Below are 17,965 nucleotides of genomic sequence, written 5' to 3' on the forward strand. Positions count from 1 at the left end.
ATCAAATCCCTCCCAACCGGTATAATGCGTCATTCCATTTCAGCTCTTTTTTCAGCTCGCGTATTTCAGTATTGCGGGAAATAAAGATGCTTTCAATGCCCGCCATTTCAGCCCAATCAAGCATTTGTTCAGCCGTAAGCCGGAAAGACATGCAGGTATGATGGGCGCCTCCCGCCAAAATCCATGCTTCCGCAGCTGTTTTCAGCGATGGCTCAGGCTTCCACAGCACCCGCGCCACAGGGAGATTCGGCATGTCATGATCAATTTCCCTGCCTTCCGCTTCATTCAGAACGAGACGGAACCGCCCTCCGATATCAATGATGCTGGCGATGATGGCTGAACCGCCGATTCCGTTAAAGACCAGCCGGGCAGGATCTTCTTTGCCTCCGATTGAGAGAGGGTGTACTTCGATTTTCGGCTGATCGAGAGCGACTGTCGGGCATACTTCAAGCATATGTGATCCGAGAATCATCGCACGGCCCGGCTCAAAATGGTACGTATAATCTTCCATGAAGGAGGTTTGTTGTCCGTCCGCCATTATTTTCATCATCCGCACCAGGGCTGCCGTTTTCCAATCGCCTTCGCCCGCAAATCCGTACCCTTTTTCCATAAGACGCTGAACGGCAAGCCCCGGAAGCTGCTTCATACCGTGCAGCACCTCAAAGGAAGTCGAAAACGCCGTATATCCGCCCCGCTCAAGAAAGGCTGTTAATCCGAGTTCGATTTTCGCCTGTTCTTTAATGGAAGAAACTTTTGCTTCATCCTGTTTCGTTTCGTCGCTGATGACATACAACTTGTCGTATTCTTCATAAAGCGCTTCAATTTCGGCATCGGTGACGCTGTTCATCCCTTCGGTAAGATCGCCGATTCCGTATCCGTCTACCTGCCAGCCGAATTGAATGTGGGCGCCGACTTTGTCTCCGTCAGTAACGGCTACATTCCGCATATTGTCGCCGAACCGTGCTACTTTAATATGCCTGCTTTCATTCCAGGCGGCAGCAGTGTTCATCCATTGTGAAATGTCGCGTTTGACTTCCTCATCATCCCAATAGCCCGCAATGACTTTTCTCGTCTGCCCCATTCTTGACTGGATATATCCGTATTCCCGGTCTCCGTGAGCGGATTGGTTGCTGTTCATAAAATCCATATCAATCGTTTCCCACGGGATATCACGATGATATTGGGTATGCAGATGAAGCATCGGCTTTTGAAAGGCGGAAAGACCTTCAATCCACATTTTCGCGGGAGAAAACGTATGCATCCACGTCACGACCCCGGCGCAGTTTTCTTGATACTGGGCTTCCCGCAAAACCTCTCTGATTGTTTCAGATGACGTGACAACCGGTTTATGCCTGATCTTATATCTTGATGACACCCCGCTGAGACCGTCACATATCCCTTTTGCATGTTTATCGACAAGCTGAAGTGTTTCCTCTCCGTATAAGTGCTGGCTTCCCGTTATAAACCAAAATTCATATTCCTTGTTCTGAAGCACATTCATTTCCCCTTCCCATCAAAATAAAGCGCTTGCATTTAAAAATATACGTATGAATATAAAATATAAAACTTAAATCCTTTTATTTGTACGAACAATTTCATTATAGTTAAGGAGGAATCAAACTGTCAATCTTTTATTGCAAGTAAAAAGCCGGACCATATGCCCGGCTGCTCAATTAATAGGAAGGCCAGCCTGAACTCCAGTTGATATCATTGATGAGCATCTTCGGAATCCCGCTGTCTTCGGCATCATACGCATGGCGCACTAAAATATTCCCGTTCACAATGTCTTGACCGCCCGGGCCTTTCCAGCGGTCATTGCCGGAATCAAGAATTGTGCCGCCGCCTTCTGACATGCTTTTCCCGCTTTTATCAAGATATGGGCCGGTGATGCTTTTGGATCTTCCATAAGCGATTTTGTACGTACTATTTACACCTGAACAGCATTTATCAAATGACACCATTAAATAATAGTAGCCGTTCTGATAGGTGATGGCCGGCGCTTCCAAAGCTCCGCCGTTATTCGGCCTGGCAGCGATGGAGTAAAGTGATCCCGTCGGTTTCATTGTGCTTTTATCAAGCTTTGTCAGCTTGATGCCGCTCCAGAAAGAACCGAAGGCAAGCCAAGGGTTTCCGTCCTTATCAATTGTCAGCTCCGGATCAATTGCATTGTAATCATTTGCGCTTGTCGAACGGATGACGAGCCCTTCATCCTTCCAGTTTCCTGAGCTGAGACTTGTTGATGAAGCGAGACCGATTGCGGAGGTATTTTTTCCGAATGAAGAAACGGCATAATACAGCCAATACTTTCCATTATAATATTGAACATCGGGGGCCCATTGATTCAGCCCGTAATTCGGCACGTAATTGCTCCACCATGACAGCGGGGAAGTAAAGATTGATTTTTGAACGGTCCATACGCCGCCGCTGCCCTCCTTTAAGACACGGAGCCCCCTCTCACCTTCCAAACCGGTTCCGAAGGCGTACCACGTGTTTCCTTCTTTCGCCATCGTCGGATCGTGAAGCAATTCATTTGATGCCCCCCAAAACGCGGCAGATGCCGGAGATGAAGACATCAGCAGCAGCCCGGCTGTAACGGCTGCGCACGAAAAGCGGATCAAGCGTTTGAATCTGTTTTTCATTTCATAAACCCTCCCTTTTTTTAAGCGCTTACAAAAATATATTGTCAGATTTTTCTGTGTCTTCCTTATTGTAGCCGCAGGGCCCATATTTGTACAGACAAAAAAAGAATCTGCTGAAAAAAAGCAGATTCTTCCGTATCTTTATTGATATGTAATACGGTCAACCGTTTCCCGGTCCAATTTTTTAATTACTTCTGTGATCAGTTTTACCGTATTCTCATAATCATCCCGATGCAAAATAGCGGCATGAGTGTGGATGTAGCGCGTTGCGATTGTAATGGACAGCGCCGGCACTCCATTCGCGGTTAAATGAATGGAACCTGAATCCGTCCCTCCTCCGGCAATGGAATCGAATTGATACGGGATACCCGCTTCTTCCGCCGTATTCACGACAAGATCGCGCAGGCCTTTGTGAGATACCATTGACGCGTCATACAGAATAATTTGCGGCCCTTCGCCGATTTTGCTTTGCGCCTCTTTTTCAGAAATTCCCGGTGTATCTCCGGCAATTCCGACATCCACACCGAATGCGATATCAGGCTGGATGGTATGCGCCGCTGTTTTAGCTCCGCGAAGCCCGACTTCTTCCTGAACCGTTCCCACACCGTATACTTCATTCGGATGATCGCTGTTTTTCAGATTTTTTAATACATCAATGGCTATCGCACAGCCGATGCGGTTGTCCCATGCTTTCGCCAATAAATGTTTTTCATTGTTCATCACTGTAAATTCAAAATACGGCACAACCTGGTCTCCCGGAAGAACGCCCCATTCCATCGCTTCTTCACGGCTGGATGCGCCGATATCGATGAACATCTCTTTAATATCAGCGGCTTTTTTTCTGGCGTCAGGCGGTAAAATATGAGGCGGCTTCGAACCGATGATCCCCGTGATGTCCCCTTTTTTTGTAACGACGGTGACGCGCTGGGCCAGCATTACCTGAGACCACCAGCCGCCGACGGTTTGAAAACGGAGGAAGCCTTTATCAGTGATTTGCGTTACCATAAAACCGACCTCGTCTAAATGCCCTGAAATCATGATTTTCGGACCGTTTTCTTTTCCGGTTTTTTTGGCGATTAGGCTTCCCAGCCGGTCTGTTGTGACTTCATCGGCAAATGGTTCTATGTATGATTTCATCACTTGTCTTACTTCTCTCTCATTTCCCGGTATCCCTTTTGCGTCCGTTAACGCTTTCAGCATGGTGAGCGTTGCATCTAATTTTGTCATCAATAAACCTCCTTTTTTTTACTACCCTTCTTATTATACAGAACCAATGCTGAAGCATACGATTAATTCGCCTGAAAAACGGGTAAATGTTTTATATATTTCTTTTAAAAAAATGAAACCTTTTGTTTTGTTTTTCGTATTACATCAGATCATGACAAAGGTGAGGAGGTGCCTTCACACATATGGCCATTACAGTATTCAGGATTGTCTTGCTTGCACTTCTTATTTATTTTATTTACATGGCGGTCAAATTCTACGCAAATCCGAAAAGAAAGCTCAGACTGGCGCAGTCAAAAGAAAATTTTTATTTTATTGATGAACAGAAAAACACGCGAAAAAATCTCCAGCTTACTTATAAAGGAGTGCTCTTTGAAGGAGAGAAGCATATCCCCTCCAAAGATCATCCGCTGTTTATTCATACGATCTTCGTATGGACCGAGACTCCGGAAAAGCTTGGCAGCTTTTCTGCAGATGATTATGAAGAAGTCGAGAGAAAGGTATTGGAGCGGTACCCCAATTGCAAGATTGATTGGGACCAGCCCATCAAAAAAGCAAAAAAAGCAGGCGAGCGCTGAGCTCTCCTGCTTTTTATTTTTTATACATCAAATAGATCAGCACAAGAGCGGCTTCGGTGAGAAAAAGCATCGGCACCCCGTATAAAAAGGATTTGTGCTTCGTCTTATGCCTGAAGGCGCGCATGCCGATCCATACGCCGAGCGAGCCGAACATAGCGGCTGTGAGCCATATCCGCTTCTCTGAGATTCTCCACCTGCGCGCCTTTGCTCTTCTTTTATCAGCGCCCATGATCCAAAAGCCGTATCCGTTTATCAATACCGCATAAATGAAGAGAGCCATTGATTGTCACCCTTTACGTAAAAAACCGCTCCCCGGAAAGAGAGCGGCTTTTTCAACTTACTTGTCTAACTGAGCTTTAGCAGCATCAGCAAGCTGATTGAAAGCAGTAAGATCGTTTACAGCAAGATCAGCAAGCATTTTACGGTTTACTTCGATACCTGAAAGCTTAAGACCGTGCATTAAACGGCTGTAAGAAAGACCGTTCATACGTGCAGCAGCGTTGATACGAGTGATCCAAAGCTTACGGAAATCACGTTTTTTCTGACGACGGTCACGGAATGCATAGTTTCCAGATTTCATGACCTGCTGGTTTGCTACTTTGTATAATGTATGTTTTGAACCGAAATAACCTTTTGCTAATTTAAGAACCTTTTTACGACGCTTACGTGTAACAGTTCCGCCTTTTACTCTTGGCATTAGATTTCCCTCCTAATTGTTCCTTGTCCGATTACTTGATGTTGGCAAGCATTTGTTTGATACGTTTGAAGTCTCCAGCGCTTACAACAGCACTCTTGCGAAGCTTACGCTTTTGCTTTTGAGATTTGTTGGCGAATAAGTGACTTGTATATGCATGAGAACGTTTTAACTTCCCAGAACCTGTCTTTTTAAAACGTTTAGCAGATCCGCGGTGAGTTTTCATTTTTGGCATGGGATTTCCTCCTTATTGCTTTTCGTTTTTCGGCGCGAGCATTAAGAACATGCTGCGGCCGTCCATTTTTGGTTTTGTTTCGACTGTCGCAACTTCCGCACATGCTTCAGAGAAACGGTCCAATACGCGCTGGCCGATTTCTTTATGAGTGATTGCGCGCCCTTTAAAGCGGATAGAAGCTTTCACTTTATCGCCTTTTTCAAGGAATTTAATCGCATTGCGCAATTTCGTGTTAAAGTCATGCTCATCGATTGTCGGACTTAACCGAACTTCTTTTAAGTTAATGATTTTTTGATTCTTGCGTGCTTCTTTTTCCTTTTTCTGCTGCTCAAATCGGAACTTACCGTAGTCCATGATTCGGCAGACAGGCGGTTTTGCATTCGCTGCAACTAACACAAGGTCAAGATTTGCGCGGCCGGCGATTTCAAGTGCTTCCTGACGGGACTTGATTCCAAGCTGGTCGCCATTTTGTCCGATTAAACGGACCTCACGTGCACGGATACCCTCATTAACCAATTGATCTTTGCTAATAATGAGCCACCTCCATAGTTTCTTCGAATTGATTCACAACGCTTTTTGACTGCATTCTGCAGGCAAACAAAAAGTGCGGGCATGATAACACACCCACACTACGAACATCTGCATAAATAAAAATGTACGGTCAACCTGCCAACTACATGAATGTGTCAATCAGGTGAGAAGCGGGTGCCTCTGCTTGTGATTTATATTCAATTCAGTAACTATTCTACACAATACCGGAACATTAGTCAAGAATGACTTATCCGGATCAACTTTTTCATTTTAACACGGTGCCGGGGTAAGCGCAAGGAAAAATGTGAAATTTCGTTCTTTGCAACCTTTGATGTGCCGGACAATAAAAAAAACCGGGTCTATGACCCGGGCTTATCCACCGATGAGCTGAACGAATACCGGAATGACCAGCACCGTCACCACTCCTACGACGACAACCGCGATACTTGCCATTGCCGCTTCTACCTCTCCCATCTCAATACCGACCGCAACACCGAGTGCGTGACCTGATGTGCCGAGAGCCAGTCCTTTAGAGATCGGGTGCTTCACTTTAAACATTTTTAAGAACAGAGCGCCCAGAGCATAGACGATCACGGCGTTGAAAATGACGGCGAAAGCGGTGATGTCGGTGATGCCGCCGATCCCTTTTGACAGAGGAAGGGCAATTGCCGTTGTCGCCGCCTGCGGAAGCATGCTTTTCATAACGGCCGCGTCAAGCTGAATGCCTTTTGCGATCAAATATACAATCGTGACTGAGCAGACAGAGCCGACAATAATTGAAGACATGATCTGCCACCAGTATTTTTTCAGCTTGTCACGCTGTTTGTATAAAGGAATGGCAAAAGCGATCGTAGCGGGCTCCAGGAAGAACTTAATAATGTCTCCGCCGCTTTTATAATCTTCATATGAAAAACCGCCGAGCTTCAGAAAAAGGATGCCGAGCACCATCGCGACAAACAGCGGGGTGAAGAGGAAAAAGCCTTTCGTTTTTTTAAATAAATACGTGCCGATGCCAAATGCTGCAAGTGAAACGACAATACCGAAATATGGACTCATTCGTTTTCCCTCCTAATGCTGCACAAGTTCATTTTCTTGATTGGAACGGCGCGCCGTTTGTTTATCAGCCGGAGCGGCCTTCTGACGTTTTTGGCTGACAGACAGAATCAGCTGAGAAAAAAGACCCGTCGCCCCTAACAGAATGATAGTGGCGAGTAAGATGACGAGTGCGATCTGCACGCCGTACTGCTGCATGACGCCAAGTGAATTCATCACGGAGATGCCCGACGGGACAAATAAAAATCCGATCAGTGACGTTAATGATGTTCCCAGCGTTTCTACTTGTTCAAGCTTAATCACTTTCAGACATAAGAAGACAAATAATAACACCAAACCTACTACAGAAGCGGGTATAGGAATGGGGACAATCGCTGCAATCCCATTAGATATGAGCATAATTACGGCAAAAATAAATGCTTGTGTCAGAAATCCGTACACTTTTTTCGCACTCATTTTCTTCACCTCTTTCTCTTTGTTAGGTCCATTATAAAAGAGACACCGCTGTATAAAGCGCTTTCATGACAAACGGCAGAATATTCATTCTGAAATGCAAAAAACGGCTGTTGAAATGCAGAAAGCCGCCTCATAAAATATGAAGCAGCTTTTTTAAGTCTTTTGCGTATGTACGGCTGACGGGAATTTTAGAACCGTCTTTTAAAATAAGATTGTAGGTCGAATTAAACCACGGATGAATCTCCGTAATATGCTCCGTATTTACGATGAACGCGCGGTGCACTCGCAAGAAGCCCGTCTCAGGCAGTTTTTTCTCAATGACCGCCAAGGTTTCATGAACGGAATAAGACGCGGCGAAAGTTTTGACAGAAACGTGTCCGTCCTCCATGCCGGCAAAAATAATGTCCTTCGTATCTAAAATAACGATAGATTCGCCGGCCGATACCGCCAGCTTATGCGCACCGGCTGCGGACGGCTGTTCTGAGACGGCTTCTGCCCTGTCCTGCTTCACCCTTTTAAACTTTCTGATCGTCTGGCGGACTCTTTCTTCATCGAAAGGTTTTGTTAAATAATCGAGCGCATCGACTTCAAAGGCTTTTAAAGCAAATTGGTCATACGCCGTCGCAAAAACGACAGCCGGCGGATTTTTCATGTTTTTCAGCCGTTTGGCAATGTCAAATCCGTTTTCTCCTGACAAATCAACATCTAAAAACAGCAGGTCCGGTTTTTGATCCATCATGCTGTCAAAAGCGGATTCAATATTTTCCGCTTCGTTTATGTCACTTACTTCATTCGTCCGTTTCAGCAAATAAGCCAATTCATCTCTTGCCAGCATTTCATCATCAACGATTAACACCTTCAGCATGTTCTTCTCCTTTTGTCATCAGTTTCAAAGGCAGCTCAAATGATACGTCTGTACCTTTTCCGGCCTCACTTTCCAATCGCAGAGCAGCTTTGGGACCGAACAGTCCGATCAGCCGCTGATTTAAATTGTAAAGCGCGGTTCCCGTTCCTTCTTTAGACGGCAGCGGACGGTTTCCGAGCACAGACAGCAATTCCGGATCAATTCCCCGCCCGTTATCCCCAACCCGCATTAAAACCGACGGACCGGCGGATACCACGCTGACATTGACGGCACAGCTGTCCTGCTTTCTTGAAAACGCATGGCGGAGCGCGTTTTCTACAAGAATCTGCAGCACAAAAGGAGGGATTTCGATATCCTCCAAACCATTTTCGATCTCAAGACTGATTTTATATTTCCCGGGAAAACGAGCCTGCTCCAGTGATAAATATGCCTGCAGATGGTTCAGTTCTTTAGAAAGCGGAATGAGCAGCTGCCTTGCTCCCTGCAGATTGGAACGGAAATAGACGCTGAGCTGCAGCAGAAGCTTTCGGGTTTTTTCCACATCCGTGCGGCAAAGAGCAGAAATCGTATTGATCGCATTAAACAGAAAATGCGGATTGACCTGTGCCTGAAGCGCCTTTATTTCTGCATCTTTCAGCAATTTGCTCTGCAGTTCCGCCTCGCCGAGCTCAAGTTGGGTGGAAAACAGCATGGCAAGTCCTTCCGCGAGCTCTTCTTCAACCCGGCTTAAACCCGACGGGCTTTTAAAGTACATTTTCAATGTTCCGATCGTTTTGCCGTTTGACGTCAGCGGCAATACGATAGCCGCATGCAACGGACAGGGATCGTGCGTGCATTCAATTTCTTCCTTTGATGTCGCTTTCATAATATGACCCGTTTTGATGACCCGTTTTGACAATCCGGTGATCAGGCTTTTAGACGGAATATGATGGTCGGCACCCGCCCCAACATGCGCTAAAATCTTTTCATTATCCGTAAGTGATACCGCATCCGTCCCTGTCTGCCTGTGAATGATGGCGGCAACGCTTTTGCATGAGCTTTCATTCAGCCCTTGGCGGAAAAACGGAAGCGTCTGGTCGGCAATCATGAGCACTCTGTGAGTTTCAAGCGCTCTTGCCCGCTCTTCTTTCCGGATAATTGACTGAATGATGGAAAGAAAAATAAAAGTCCCTGACCCGTTTACCAATATCATCGGGATGCCGATGATGCTCACAAGCGTCCAAGCGTCAGAAAACGGCTTGGCCATCAAGAGGATGAGCAGCATTTGCAAAGATTCCATCCCAAGCCCGACAAGTGCGGCAACCCGCGGCGTCGGCATTGCATAACGTTTTCTGAAATACCGCCCGATCCAGCCGGACAAAACGCCCGCTAAAACGGAAGAGACGGCACAGCTGACTGCGGTCGCGCCGCCGAGTGATAAACGATGCAGGCCGGCCAGTATGCCGACGCCGATCCCCACATACGGGCCGCCTAAGAGTCCGCCGATTTCAACGCCCATAATCCGTGTATTGGCAATTGAACCGGACGGATTAATTTGAAACACCCAGTCATTATTCATGATCATATTCCGCTGAATTTCTATCCCCGTATAGTTACTGATGATACTGAACAGCGAGAAAATTGAAATCAGCACCGCTTTTCCTTTATAGCTCTCAGGCTGCTGGAGAGCCTGTCTGAACAATCTGGTATGAGCCAGAACGAATCCCAATATGACGATAATTCCGACTCTTTCCAGCATCATAATGATCAAATGCAGCATACTTTTTCACCTGTTCTTTCAAATTTTATTTTATCATGTTTTAAAGCAAGAGACAGAATCGGACACAAATCTGCCTGTTTTTTTCAAATCATCTGAAAACAAATCTTTCACAGTCTATGTATCTATTGTAGAATAAACGGGAGCCTTTCGGCAGATAGTTTCAGAATATAACAAAGAGGAGAAGATCATGAAAGCCGTATTTTTTGATTTGGACGATACACTGTTATGGGATGAAAAAAGCGTCATAACAACATTCAGAGAAACATGTTTACAAGCGGAAAAAAAGTATGGCCTTGACCCGCACACATTCGAAGAAGCGGTTCGGAAAGCGGCACGGGAATTGTATATGTCATACGAAACCTATCCTTATACGGTCATGATCGGCATTAATCCATTTGAAGGATTATGGGCGAATTTTTCTGAGCCGGTCAGCGAAGGATTTAAAAAGCTGAATCAGATTGCGCCGGAATACAGACGAAACGCCTGGACGAACGGGTTAAAAAGCGTCGGCATAGACGATGCGGCTTACGGCGAATATTTAGCGGAGTTTTTCGCGGCGGAACGCAGACAGCGTCCGTATGTGTATGATGAGACGTTTGCGGTGCTTGAAAAGCTGAAAGGCGTTTATGAATTGCTTCTGCTGACAAACGGCGACCCCAGCCTGCAGAAAGAAAAACTTGCCGGCGTTCCTGAGCTCGCGCCTTATTTTAATGAAATTGTCATCTCTGGCGCTTTCGGAAAAGGGAAACCAGACGCCTCCATCTTTGAACATTGCCTCAGTCTTCTGCATCTGAAAAAAGAAGACGCCATTATGGTCGGAGACAACCTCAATACTGATATATTGGGAGCCAAACGGGCAGGCATCACAACTGTCTGGGTAAACCGGACGAACAAGAAAAATGAAACGGACATTACGCCTGATTACGTGATCAGCGATCTTCACGAGCTGTTTGCGATTATAGAGAAACAAAAACAAAGATAATCATATACCGAAAAAACCCCACTCATTCAGAATGGGGTTTTTTATGTTTCCGGATTATTTTTTCGCTTCGGCTACAGCCTTTTTCACAAAATCGTCCAGTGAAACGGTTTCGGATTTCTGCTCGCCGTATTTCCGGACGTTTACCCCGCCGTTTTCCGCTTCTTGGTCACCGACCACAAGCATGTACGGGATTTTTTGCATTTGGGCTTCACGGATTTTATAGCCGATTTTCTCGTCCCGGCTGTCAAGCTCGACACGCAGGCCTTCACGCTGCAGGCGCTCCTGCACTTTTTTCGCGTAGTCAAGATGCACAGACGGTGATACTGGAATGACTTGGAATTGCACCGGCGCAAGCCATGTCGGAAGAGCGCCTTTGTGCTCTTCGATTAAGAAAGCAACGAAGCGTTCCATCGTTGATACGACACCGCGGTGAATAACAACAGGACGGTGCTGTTTGCCGTCTTCACCGACGTAAGTGAGATCAAAGCGTTCCGGAAGAAGGAAGTCAAGCTGTACAGTTGACAATGTCTCTTCTTTGCCGATCGCCGTTTTTACCTGCACGTCAAGCTTAGGGCCGTAAAACGCCGCTTCGCCTTCCGCTTCATAGTAATCATGGCCGATTTCATCCATTGCCGCCTTCAGCATGGATTGCGCTTTGTTCCACATGTCATCATCATCAAAATATTTCTCCGTATCTTCAGGATCGCGGTAAGACAGGCGGAAAGTGTAATCACTCAGGCCGAAGTCTTCGTATACGTCTTGAATCAAACGGACCGTGCGGATGAATTCTTCTTTAATCTGATCAGGGCGGACGAAAATGTGTGCGTCATTTAACGTCATGCCGCGTACGCGCTGAAGACCTGAAAGCGCTCCTGACATTTCATAGCGGTGCATCGTTCCGAGCTCGGCAATGCGGATCGGAAGCTCGCGGTAGCTGTGAATGTCCTGTTTGTAAATCATCATATGGTGAGGACAGTTCATCGGACGAAGCACAAGCGTTTCATTGTCCATTTCCATCGGCGGGAACATGCCGTCCTGATAATGTTCCCAGTGTCCTGATGTTTCGTACAGGTCTTTGCTTCCGAGAACAGGCGTATAGACGTGCTCATAGCCGAGGCTCAGCTCTTTATCCACAATGTATCGCTCGATCACGCGGCGGATCGTCGCGCCTTTCGGCAGCCAGAGCGGCAGGCCTTGTCCGACTTTTTGAGAGTTGGCGAACAATTTTAATTCTTTTCCCAGTTTTCGGTGGTCGCGCTCTTTCGCTTCTTCAAGCATGCGCAAATGCTCTTTCAAGTCATCCTTTTTAAAGAAGGCCGTGCCGTAAATGCGCTGAAGCATTTGGTTTTTGCTGTCTCCGCGCCAGTACGCGCCTGCAAGGCTGAGCAGTTTAAATTCTTTAATTTTTCCTGTAGACGGCACGTGCACGCCGCGGCAGAGGTCAAAAAACTCGCCCTGCTCATAAATGGAGACCGTTTCGTCTTCAGGGATGGCATCCAGCAGTTCAAGCTTCAGATTATCGCCGATTTCCGCAAACATGGCTTTTGCTTCATCACGGCTCACTTCTTTTCGGATGATCGGCAGATTTTCACCGACAATGCGTTTCATTTCTTTTTCAATCTTCGGAAGGTCATCCGGCGTCAGCGCCTGCTCCATTTCAACGTCATAATAAAATCCGTTTTCAATGACGGGACCGACTCCGAATTTCACATCTTTATAAATGCGCTTAATCGCCTGAGCCAATAAATGCGCCGTGCTGTGCCGCATGATGTTCAGGCCTTCTTCTGTGCCTTCTGTAATGATTTCTACGGCACCGTCCTCTTGAATCGGCGTTCTTAAATCAATTTCCTGTCCGTTCAGTTTACCGGCTAAAGACTTTTTCTTTAATCCCGGACTGATGGATGCCGCGATATCTTCTGTTGTTGATCCTTTCGGAAATTCCTTTACCGCTCCGTCCGGAAATGTGATGTTGATCATATCTGACATCTTCGTCACTCCTTTTTTTATACAAATCAAAAACCCCGCCCCCTATGAAAGGGACGAGGTTAAATAAACGGAATCGTGGTTCCACCCTTTTTTCCGCGCGGCCGATTTTTTCGGCACCTGCGGCTCTAAACTCTGTAACGGGAGTTCCCGTCAGCTATTACTGGCGCTTATTCCTGCGTTCACAGCTGAAGTTCAAAGGCGGTAAAGACAATGATCCATAGCTGGAAAGCTTTCAGCCTGGGCTCTCCTCTCTTATAAAGCCGGTATCAATGCTTCATGTCCTTATCAATACGTGTAGCAATCATTAATCTGTTATGTATTATAAAATGTCTGTGAGAAAAATGCAACTCGGTTTTCCATCTGATTTCGCCCAGACAGCCCCGCTGCTGCCGCAAGGCCGTCTGTGCGGCTATCCTTCCGTCTTCTCCGACACAAACGCGCCTAACGGGAAGAGGCGCACCCTCTCCTGAAACACGTTTTGAATCGTTCTGGACATCATATGCTCCGGTTTGTCCGTATACAATTCCACCGTCTCGGGCGCAATGGAGATCAGCGGCGCAAGCAGATGGGAATCTATATACATCGGGTGCTCCCGCACGAACCGTCTGTCTATGTATTTTTTCTGTTCCCGTTCTGACACATAGCGCAGCTCCCACAGCGTAAAAGCCCGGTCATGTACGATGCGGACTTTCTTCATCCGCGGCGGATTGGATGTCACGTAATCTCTCAGAGACTGGATAAAGTTTTGATATTCCTGTTCCATCCGGTATTCATCTATCGCAGCCTCCGTGTATTCCCTGAGCCGCTCATAATACTTGCCAAGCCGGAACGTCTGAAACGAACGCACGGAAAAAACACCCGCATCAAGTGAAATCGTCCGGAGCGCATCTGAAATAAACTGTGCGCGCGGCTCTTTCTTCGGCTCAAACGGATGATCATCAAGCTCTCCTTCCATAATGCTGTGCGCAAGCTGAAGGATTTGCTGCTGTTCATCCTGATCGGTGAAGCAATATGCGTCCTCTATGAGAGAAAGCATATGCTCGTCTTCTTTACATTCTAAAAAAAACCTGACAAATATCGGCTCAATAAAACGCTGAACGGAAAAAGCCGATTCAGACCTTTCGATTCCGACTTTTTTTATGCCTTCACGGACAATAAAATGTCTCCGGTCGTCCGATTGCTGAATGAGATGTAAAAAAGCGGCGGTATCGTGGTCATCTTCAAAGATCACTTCAAGCATATTTGTCCCCCCTTACGGCATCTGTTACAAGTATATGGGGGATCTTTTTAAAATAGACGTAAAGGTTAGCTTTCACCGCTGAACAAATGGCGCATCTTCTTTTTAAATATGAGGGGAAGCGATAAAAACACGATGTAAAGACAGATCACTCCGAACATGGTCAGCACATTGCCGGACATAAAGCTCGCGCCGAGCACATTCAGGACAATCGTTCCCGGAATGATGCCCGCCGCGGTCGCCAAAAGATACGTCATCGGCCTGACTTTCGAAAGACCCGCGGCATAGCTGATCACATCAAAGTTAACAGGCAGAATGCGAAGGATAAAAATATAAAAGAAACCATTGGTTTTCATCTGCTTTTGAATGACTTCCATTTTTCCGTGACGGCTTTTTTCTTTAAAGGCAAACAGGCCCGCCGCAAAAAAAGACACGGCGGCAGCGCCCATTGAGCCTGCCAGCGTATACACGGTGCCGAAAAACGGTCCGAACGCCAATCCTCCGGCGACGGAAACGATTGATACGGGAAACAGCACAAAAGGCCTCACGATGGAAATTCCGATAAACACAAGCGGCGCAAAAACACCGAACGATAACACCCAAAGACGGATCTCCTTAGGCGACAGATTCAGATATTTGCGGTTTGCCCACAGCAAAAGGCCCGCTCCCGCCGCAGCCGCAGCCCATGTGACAGCCTTCTTATTCCTCATTCCCTCAAATCCTTCCCATTTGTCGCCGGCACTATGAACGGCGGCGGTTTTCCCCGTCAAGACGGACAGGCGAAGCCAAATATAAAATCCGCTCCATCAATCTTGCCGCTTTGACTTCTTCCTTTTCTCCCCGCTGTGAATACGTAAAATGATGCTTCAGCTCGTCAGGTGAAAAATTAGACGAGAAGAAAGTAGGAAGCTGCTGGCTCATTCTGTGCTGAAGCACGGTGCCGATGACCTCATCCCTGACCCAGCTTGTCATTGATTCCGCTCCGATGTCATCAAGCATCAGTACGGGCGTCGTTTTTACCATATTCAGTTTCTCCTCCAGCGACTGATCCTGGAGCGAGTTTTTCAGCTCTCTGACAAATTCGGGAACATATACGATCATTGATGAATACTCTTTTTCCGCAAGCTCATTGGCAATGGCGGCTAAAATAAATGTCTTTCCGATTCCGAATTTCCCGTACAGGTACAGCCCTTTGCCTTTGCCCGTTTCATTATAGCTCTTCAAAAAATCAGTCACGTGCTGGAAAATGCCGAGTCTGCTCGGATCAGTAATGTCGATCTGCTGAAAGGTCGCGCCAAGCAGATCTTTCTGGATATACATGCTCTTCATCAGGGACTTTTGTCTTTTCTGGCGGTCGAGCTTTCTCTTTTCCGGACATTCGTAATATTCAATATCAATCGAACGCCCGTTGATCACAAGCTTCGGATGATAGCCTTCAAGCAGGCTGTTCGTCTCGTTGTCTTTTGAACAGAAGGCGCACTGCTTGCTTTGCTGAACGTATTCGTACAGTTTATTTAACCCTCTGTCAATCATGCTTTGATTGATTACATCATTCTGTTCCTTCAAAAAAGCCTGGACGTCTTTGTCGGCCATGACCTGCTGCTGCATTCGTTCCAGGCGTTTTTGAAAGTCAGGTCTCTTCGTCACGCCTTCTAAGGATCGGCTGATCGGTTCCATTACATATCACCCCGCTTCTCTGTCTCAATAGGCAGAGTATTTTTTCAGTTTTTTCATTTCTTCCATCATTTTTTTCTTCTGTTCTTCAAGATCCTGTGCGGAAAGAGCCGGCTTTTCAGGCTTATTCCCTGTTTCTTCTTCTTTCATCCAATCAGGGCGTTTTTCTTCCCGGACGGTTTTTTTGCCGCGCGGCGCGCCGTTTGTTTTGCCGTCCGCCCAATCAAGATATTGCCTATGCTCTTCTATTGCGAGCTTCATAGCTTCCCGCACCGTTTTGACTTTCTTTCTGGCCCAGTGGGCGGCGATTTTTTGGATATAGTTTTTGGACAGCTTCATATCCGTTTTCAGCATGACATAATAAATCAGCACATTGGTGACACCGGGCTCAAGCTTCTGTTCGAACATAATATCCGCTATGATCTGCAGGTCGGCTTTTGACGGCTCGGTCCCGTCCGCAATGTCCTGAAGGAGCTTTCTCGGTGAAATGGTCTCAAGCTGTGCAATGAGTTCGGCATTCAATGAATCTTCCTTTTCCGCCTTGTTTTCTCTCAGACGGACAGGCTGTGTTTTATCAATCAATTCCGGGAGCTTCCCGCTTCTCTCAATTTGGTACCAGTCGCTGGCCGCTTTCCTCAGCGCTTCGGCCGTTATCGTATCCTGTTCATTAATTGCGGTCATGACGACGTGCTGCATGGAGATAGGATCTATTCCGTATAAATACGAAAGCTTTTTAATACTCTCCCGCACGTCCTGTGTGATTGATTTGCGCGGTATCATTGTTTCTGATAATCCCGCTAAAAACAGCTCAAAATCAAACACTTCCTCCGTCACCGTATAGGAAGGCGCTTGTCCGACAGACGCCGTCTCATAATCCTCGGGGAGGTTCATCGCTTCTTCCATATCCGGCGTCATTTTCCACTCGCTCGGCTGGAAAGAAGCAAAGGCGTGATTAAAAGGCCGCGTAATTTCCCTTGCGCCTTCGCCGACGGAAGGATGCGTGTAAAATTGTCTCAGCTGCTGGTATTTCGTTTTACCGACTCTGTTATAAAGAAAGACGTTCAACATGCCGTCTTCAAAAAAATCATTCGGTCTGAGCGGGGGAAGCAGCTCATAAATAAACATCCGCTCCTTTTGCTCGGACTCGCGGATATACACTTTCAGCAGACCGATTCCTTCAAGCTTTCCCTGTTCATGATGAATCTTTTTTAAATTTGACTGCATCATGCCCATCAGCTGTCTGTGAGTGGATTCCGATCCCCACAAACGGTTCTGCTCAAGCTCCCCCCATAAGGTCATATACAGGGAGAATGCAAAAGAACCGATCAGCGGCTGGTACAGATGTGTCAAAACCTGTCTGTCGACATCCTGAAGAAGCGAACGGCTTTTGACCGTGTAAGGATCTACAGGCAATACGTCATTCCAATAGTCAGCCATGATTCTCAAACCTTCCGATATGTTTCTACTCTCATTTTACACCGTTTCCGCAATCTATCAAATGCCAATTTTGCTCATGAGAAAAGAGCCAGACACAATCTCTTAGCTCTTTAGCGTTCTTTCTTTATTAAATCTTTCAATTCATCGATAAACACGTTTATATCCTTAAACTGCCGGTAGACGGAGGCAAAGCGGACATAAGACACCTCATCGATTTTCGCCAGGCGGTCCATCACCATTTCTCCGACTAGTTCGCTTTTGACTTCAGATACGCCTTGATTTCGCAGCTCTTTTTCAATGTCAAAGCACATGTCTTCCAGTGTTTTTAAAGGAACGGGTCTTTTTTCACAAGCTTTAATTAACCCGCGCAGCATTTTTTCACGGCTGAATTCTTCCCGGACGCCTTCTTTTTTCACGACGATCAGAGGCATCTCTTCAAACTTCTCAAATGTGGTGAAGCGGTAATGGCAGGCTTCGCATTCCCGCCTTCTGCGGATTGATTTCCCTTCGTCCGCAGGCCGTGAATCAAGTACGCGGGAACCGTTATGCTGGCATGAAGGACATTTCAAATTGGATCAGCTCCCATCTGTTTCGTTGCTGTAATGCGGTTCACAA

General features: G+C 46.6%; 19 protein-coding genes and 1 other annotated feature. Of the genes, 2 read left to right on the forward strand and 17 right to left on the reverse strand.

Annotated elements, in window-relative coordinates:
- Position 1: 1 nt before the first annotated feature.
- The 3 genes from araA to QRX25_RS13435 form a co-directional block, all read right to left on the reverse strand.
- Positions 2–1,495 carry an L-arabinose isomerase gene (araA, locus tag QRX25_RS13425; RefSeq protein ID WP_212098642.1) on the reverse strand — a complete coding sequence of 498 codons (1,494 nt, stop codon included), beginning with the start codon at positions 1,493–1,495 and terminating at the stop codon, positions 2–4.
- Positions 1,496–1,673: 178 nt separating this feature from the next.
- Positions 1,674–2,639: an arabinan endo-1,5-alpha-L-arabinosidase AbnA gene (gene abnA, locus QRX25_RS13430; protein ID WP_115997732.1), complete on the reverse strand. Its 966-nt coding sequence runs from the start codon at positions 2,637–2,639 to the stop codon at positions 1,674–1,676.
- A gap of 141 nt (positions 2,640–2,780) precedes the next feature.
- Positions 2,781–3,866, reverse strand: coding sequence for a M42 family metallopeptidase (locus QRX25_RS13435; RefSeq protein ID WP_065982040.1), 1,086 nt, complete (start codon positions 3,864–3,866; stop codon positions 2,781–2,783).
- 182 nt (positions 3,867–4,048) lie between these two features.
- Between QRX25_RS13435 and QRX25_RS13440 the strand changes: the two genes are divergently transcribed.
- Entirely contained in the window at positions 4,049–4,441 is a 393-nt protein-coding gene (locus tag QRX25_RS13440) for a sigma-w pathway protein ysdB (RefSeq protein ID WP_065982041.1), read from the forward strand.
- A gap of 13 nt (positions 4,442–4,454) precedes the next feature.
- Here QRX25_RS13440 and QRX25_RS13445 read toward each other — a convergent pair whose 3' ends face one another.
- The 8 genes from QRX25_RS13445 to QRX25_RS13480 all read right to left on the reverse strand — a co-directional run bounded on the left by QRX25_RS13445 (position 4,455) and on the right by QRX25_RS13480 (position 10,034).
- Complete coding sequence (locus QRX25_RS13445) at positions 4,455–4,721, reverse strand: DUF1294 domain-containing protein (RefSeq protein ID WP_065982042.1); 267 nt, start codon at positions 4,719–4,721, stop codon at positions 4,455–4,457.
- A gap of 57 nt (positions 4,722–4,778) precedes the next feature.
- Complete coding sequence (gene rplT, locus QRX25_RS13450; protein WP_003152495.1) at positions 4,779–5,138, reverse strand: 50S ribosomal protein L20; 360 nt, start codon at positions 5,136–5,138, stop codon at positions 4,779–4,781.
- 31 nt (positions 5,139–5,169) lie between these two features.
- Positions 5,170–5,370: a 50S ribosomal protein L35 gene (rpmI, locus tag QRX25_RS13455; protein ID WP_003222418.1), complete on the reverse strand. Its 201-nt coding sequence runs from the start codon at positions 5,368–5,370 to the stop codon at positions 5,170–5,172.
- Between the two features lie 12 nt (positions 5,371–5,382).
- Complete coding sequence (gene infC, locus QRX25_RS13460) at positions 5,383–5,904, reverse strand: translation initiation factor IF-3 (RefSeq protein ID WP_010886591.1); 522 nt, start codon at positions 5,902–5,904, stop codon at positions 5,383–5,385.
- Positions 5,905–5,962: 58 nt separating this feature from the next.
- Positions 5,963–6,093 (reverse strand) — a sequence feature (ribosomal protein L20 leader region).
- 180 nt (positions 6,094–6,273) lie between these two features.
- Positions 6,274–6,957 (reverse strand): antiholin-like protein LrgB, encoded by a 684-nt coding sequence (gene lrgB, locus QRX25_RS13465; protein WP_013353136.1) that lies wholly within the window; start codon positions 6,955–6,957, stop codon positions 6,274–6,276.
- 12 nt (positions 6,958–6,969) lie between these two features.
- Positions 6,970–7,410, reverse strand: coding sequence for an antiholin-like murein hydrolase modulator LrgA (gene lrgA / locus QRX25_RS13470; RefSeq protein ID WP_212098645.1), 441 nt, complete (start codon positions 7,408–7,410; stop codon positions 6,970–6,972).
- A gap of 130 nt (positions 7,411–7,540) precedes the next feature.
- Positions 7,541–8,275 carry a LytR/AlgR family response regulator transcription factor gene (locus QRX25_RS13475; protein WP_013353138.1) on the reverse strand — a complete coding sequence of 245 codons (735 nt, stop codon included), beginning with the start codon at positions 8,273–8,275 and terminating at the stop codon, positions 7,541–7,543.
- Positions 8,253–10,034, reverse strand: coding sequence for a sensor histidine kinase (locus tag QRX25_RS13480; RefSeq protein WP_013353139.1), 1,782 nt, complete (start codon positions 10,032–10,034; stop codon positions 8,253–8,255). The genes QRX25_RS13475 and QRX25_RS13480 overlap by 23 nt, the downstream gene beginning before the upstream one ends.
- A 187-nt stretch (positions 10,035–10,221) precedes the next feature.
- Between QRX25_RS13480 and QRX25_RS13485 the strand changes: the two genes are divergently transcribed.
- On the forward strand, positions 10,222–11,016 hold the full coding sequence (locus QRX25_RS13485) for an HAD family hydrolase (protein WP_212098649.1): 795 nt from the start codon (positions 10,222–10,224) through the stop codon (positions 11,014–11,016).
- Between the two features lie 54 nt (positions 11,017–11,070).
- On the opposite strand, the gene thrS is transcribed toward QRX25_RS13485, so the two are convergent.
- The 6 genes from thrS to nrdR form a co-directional block, all read right to left on the reverse strand.
- On the reverse strand, positions 11,071–13,002 hold the full coding sequence (thrS, locus tag QRX25_RS13490) for a threonine--tRNA ligase (RefSeq protein WP_065982905.1): 1,932 nt from the start codon (positions 13,000–13,002) through the stop codon (positions 11,071–11,073).
- A 409-nt stretch (positions 13,003–13,411) separates the two neighbouring features.
- On the reverse strand, positions 13,412–14,242 hold the full coding sequence (gene ytxC / locus QRX25_RS13495) for a putative sporulation protein YtxC (protein WP_065982045.1): 831 nt from the start codon (positions 14,240–14,242) through the stop codon (positions 13,412–13,414).
- A gap of 65 nt (positions 14,243–14,307) precedes the next feature.
- Positions 14,308–14,949, reverse strand: a complete 642-nt coding sequence (locus QRX25_RS13500; protein ID WP_212098652.1) for a TVP38/TMEM64 family protein — start codon at positions 14,947–14,949, stop codon at positions 14,308–14,310.
- 31 nt (positions 14,950–14,980) lie between these two features.
- On the reverse strand, positions 14,981–15,916 hold the full coding sequence (gene dnaI, locus QRX25_RS13505; RefSeq protein WP_013353144.1) for a primosomal protein DnaI: 936 nt from the start codon (positions 15,914–15,916) through the stop codon (positions 14,981–14,983).
- Between the two features lie 24 nt (positions 15,917–15,940).
- Positions 15,941–17,350, reverse strand: a complete 1,410-nt coding sequence (dnaB, locus tag QRX25_RS13510) for a replicative helicase loading/DNA remodeling protein DnaB (protein ID WP_065982047.1) — start codon at positions 17,348–17,350, stop codon at positions 15,941–15,943.
- Positions 17,351–17,460: 110 nt separating this feature from the next.
- Positions 17,461–17,919, reverse strand: coding sequence for a transcriptional regulator NrdR (gene nrdR, locus QRX25_RS13515; RefSeq protein ID WP_003152473.1), 459 nt, complete (start codon positions 17,917–17,919; stop codon positions 17,461–17,463).
- Positions 17,920–17,965 lie beyond the last annotated feature (46 nt).

Origin of the sequence: Bacillus sp. L381 (assembly GCF_030284525.1) — a bacterium.
Classification (GTDB): domain Bacteria; phylum Bacillota; class Bacilli; order Bacillales; family Bacillaceae; genus Bacillus; species Bacillus amyloliquefaciens.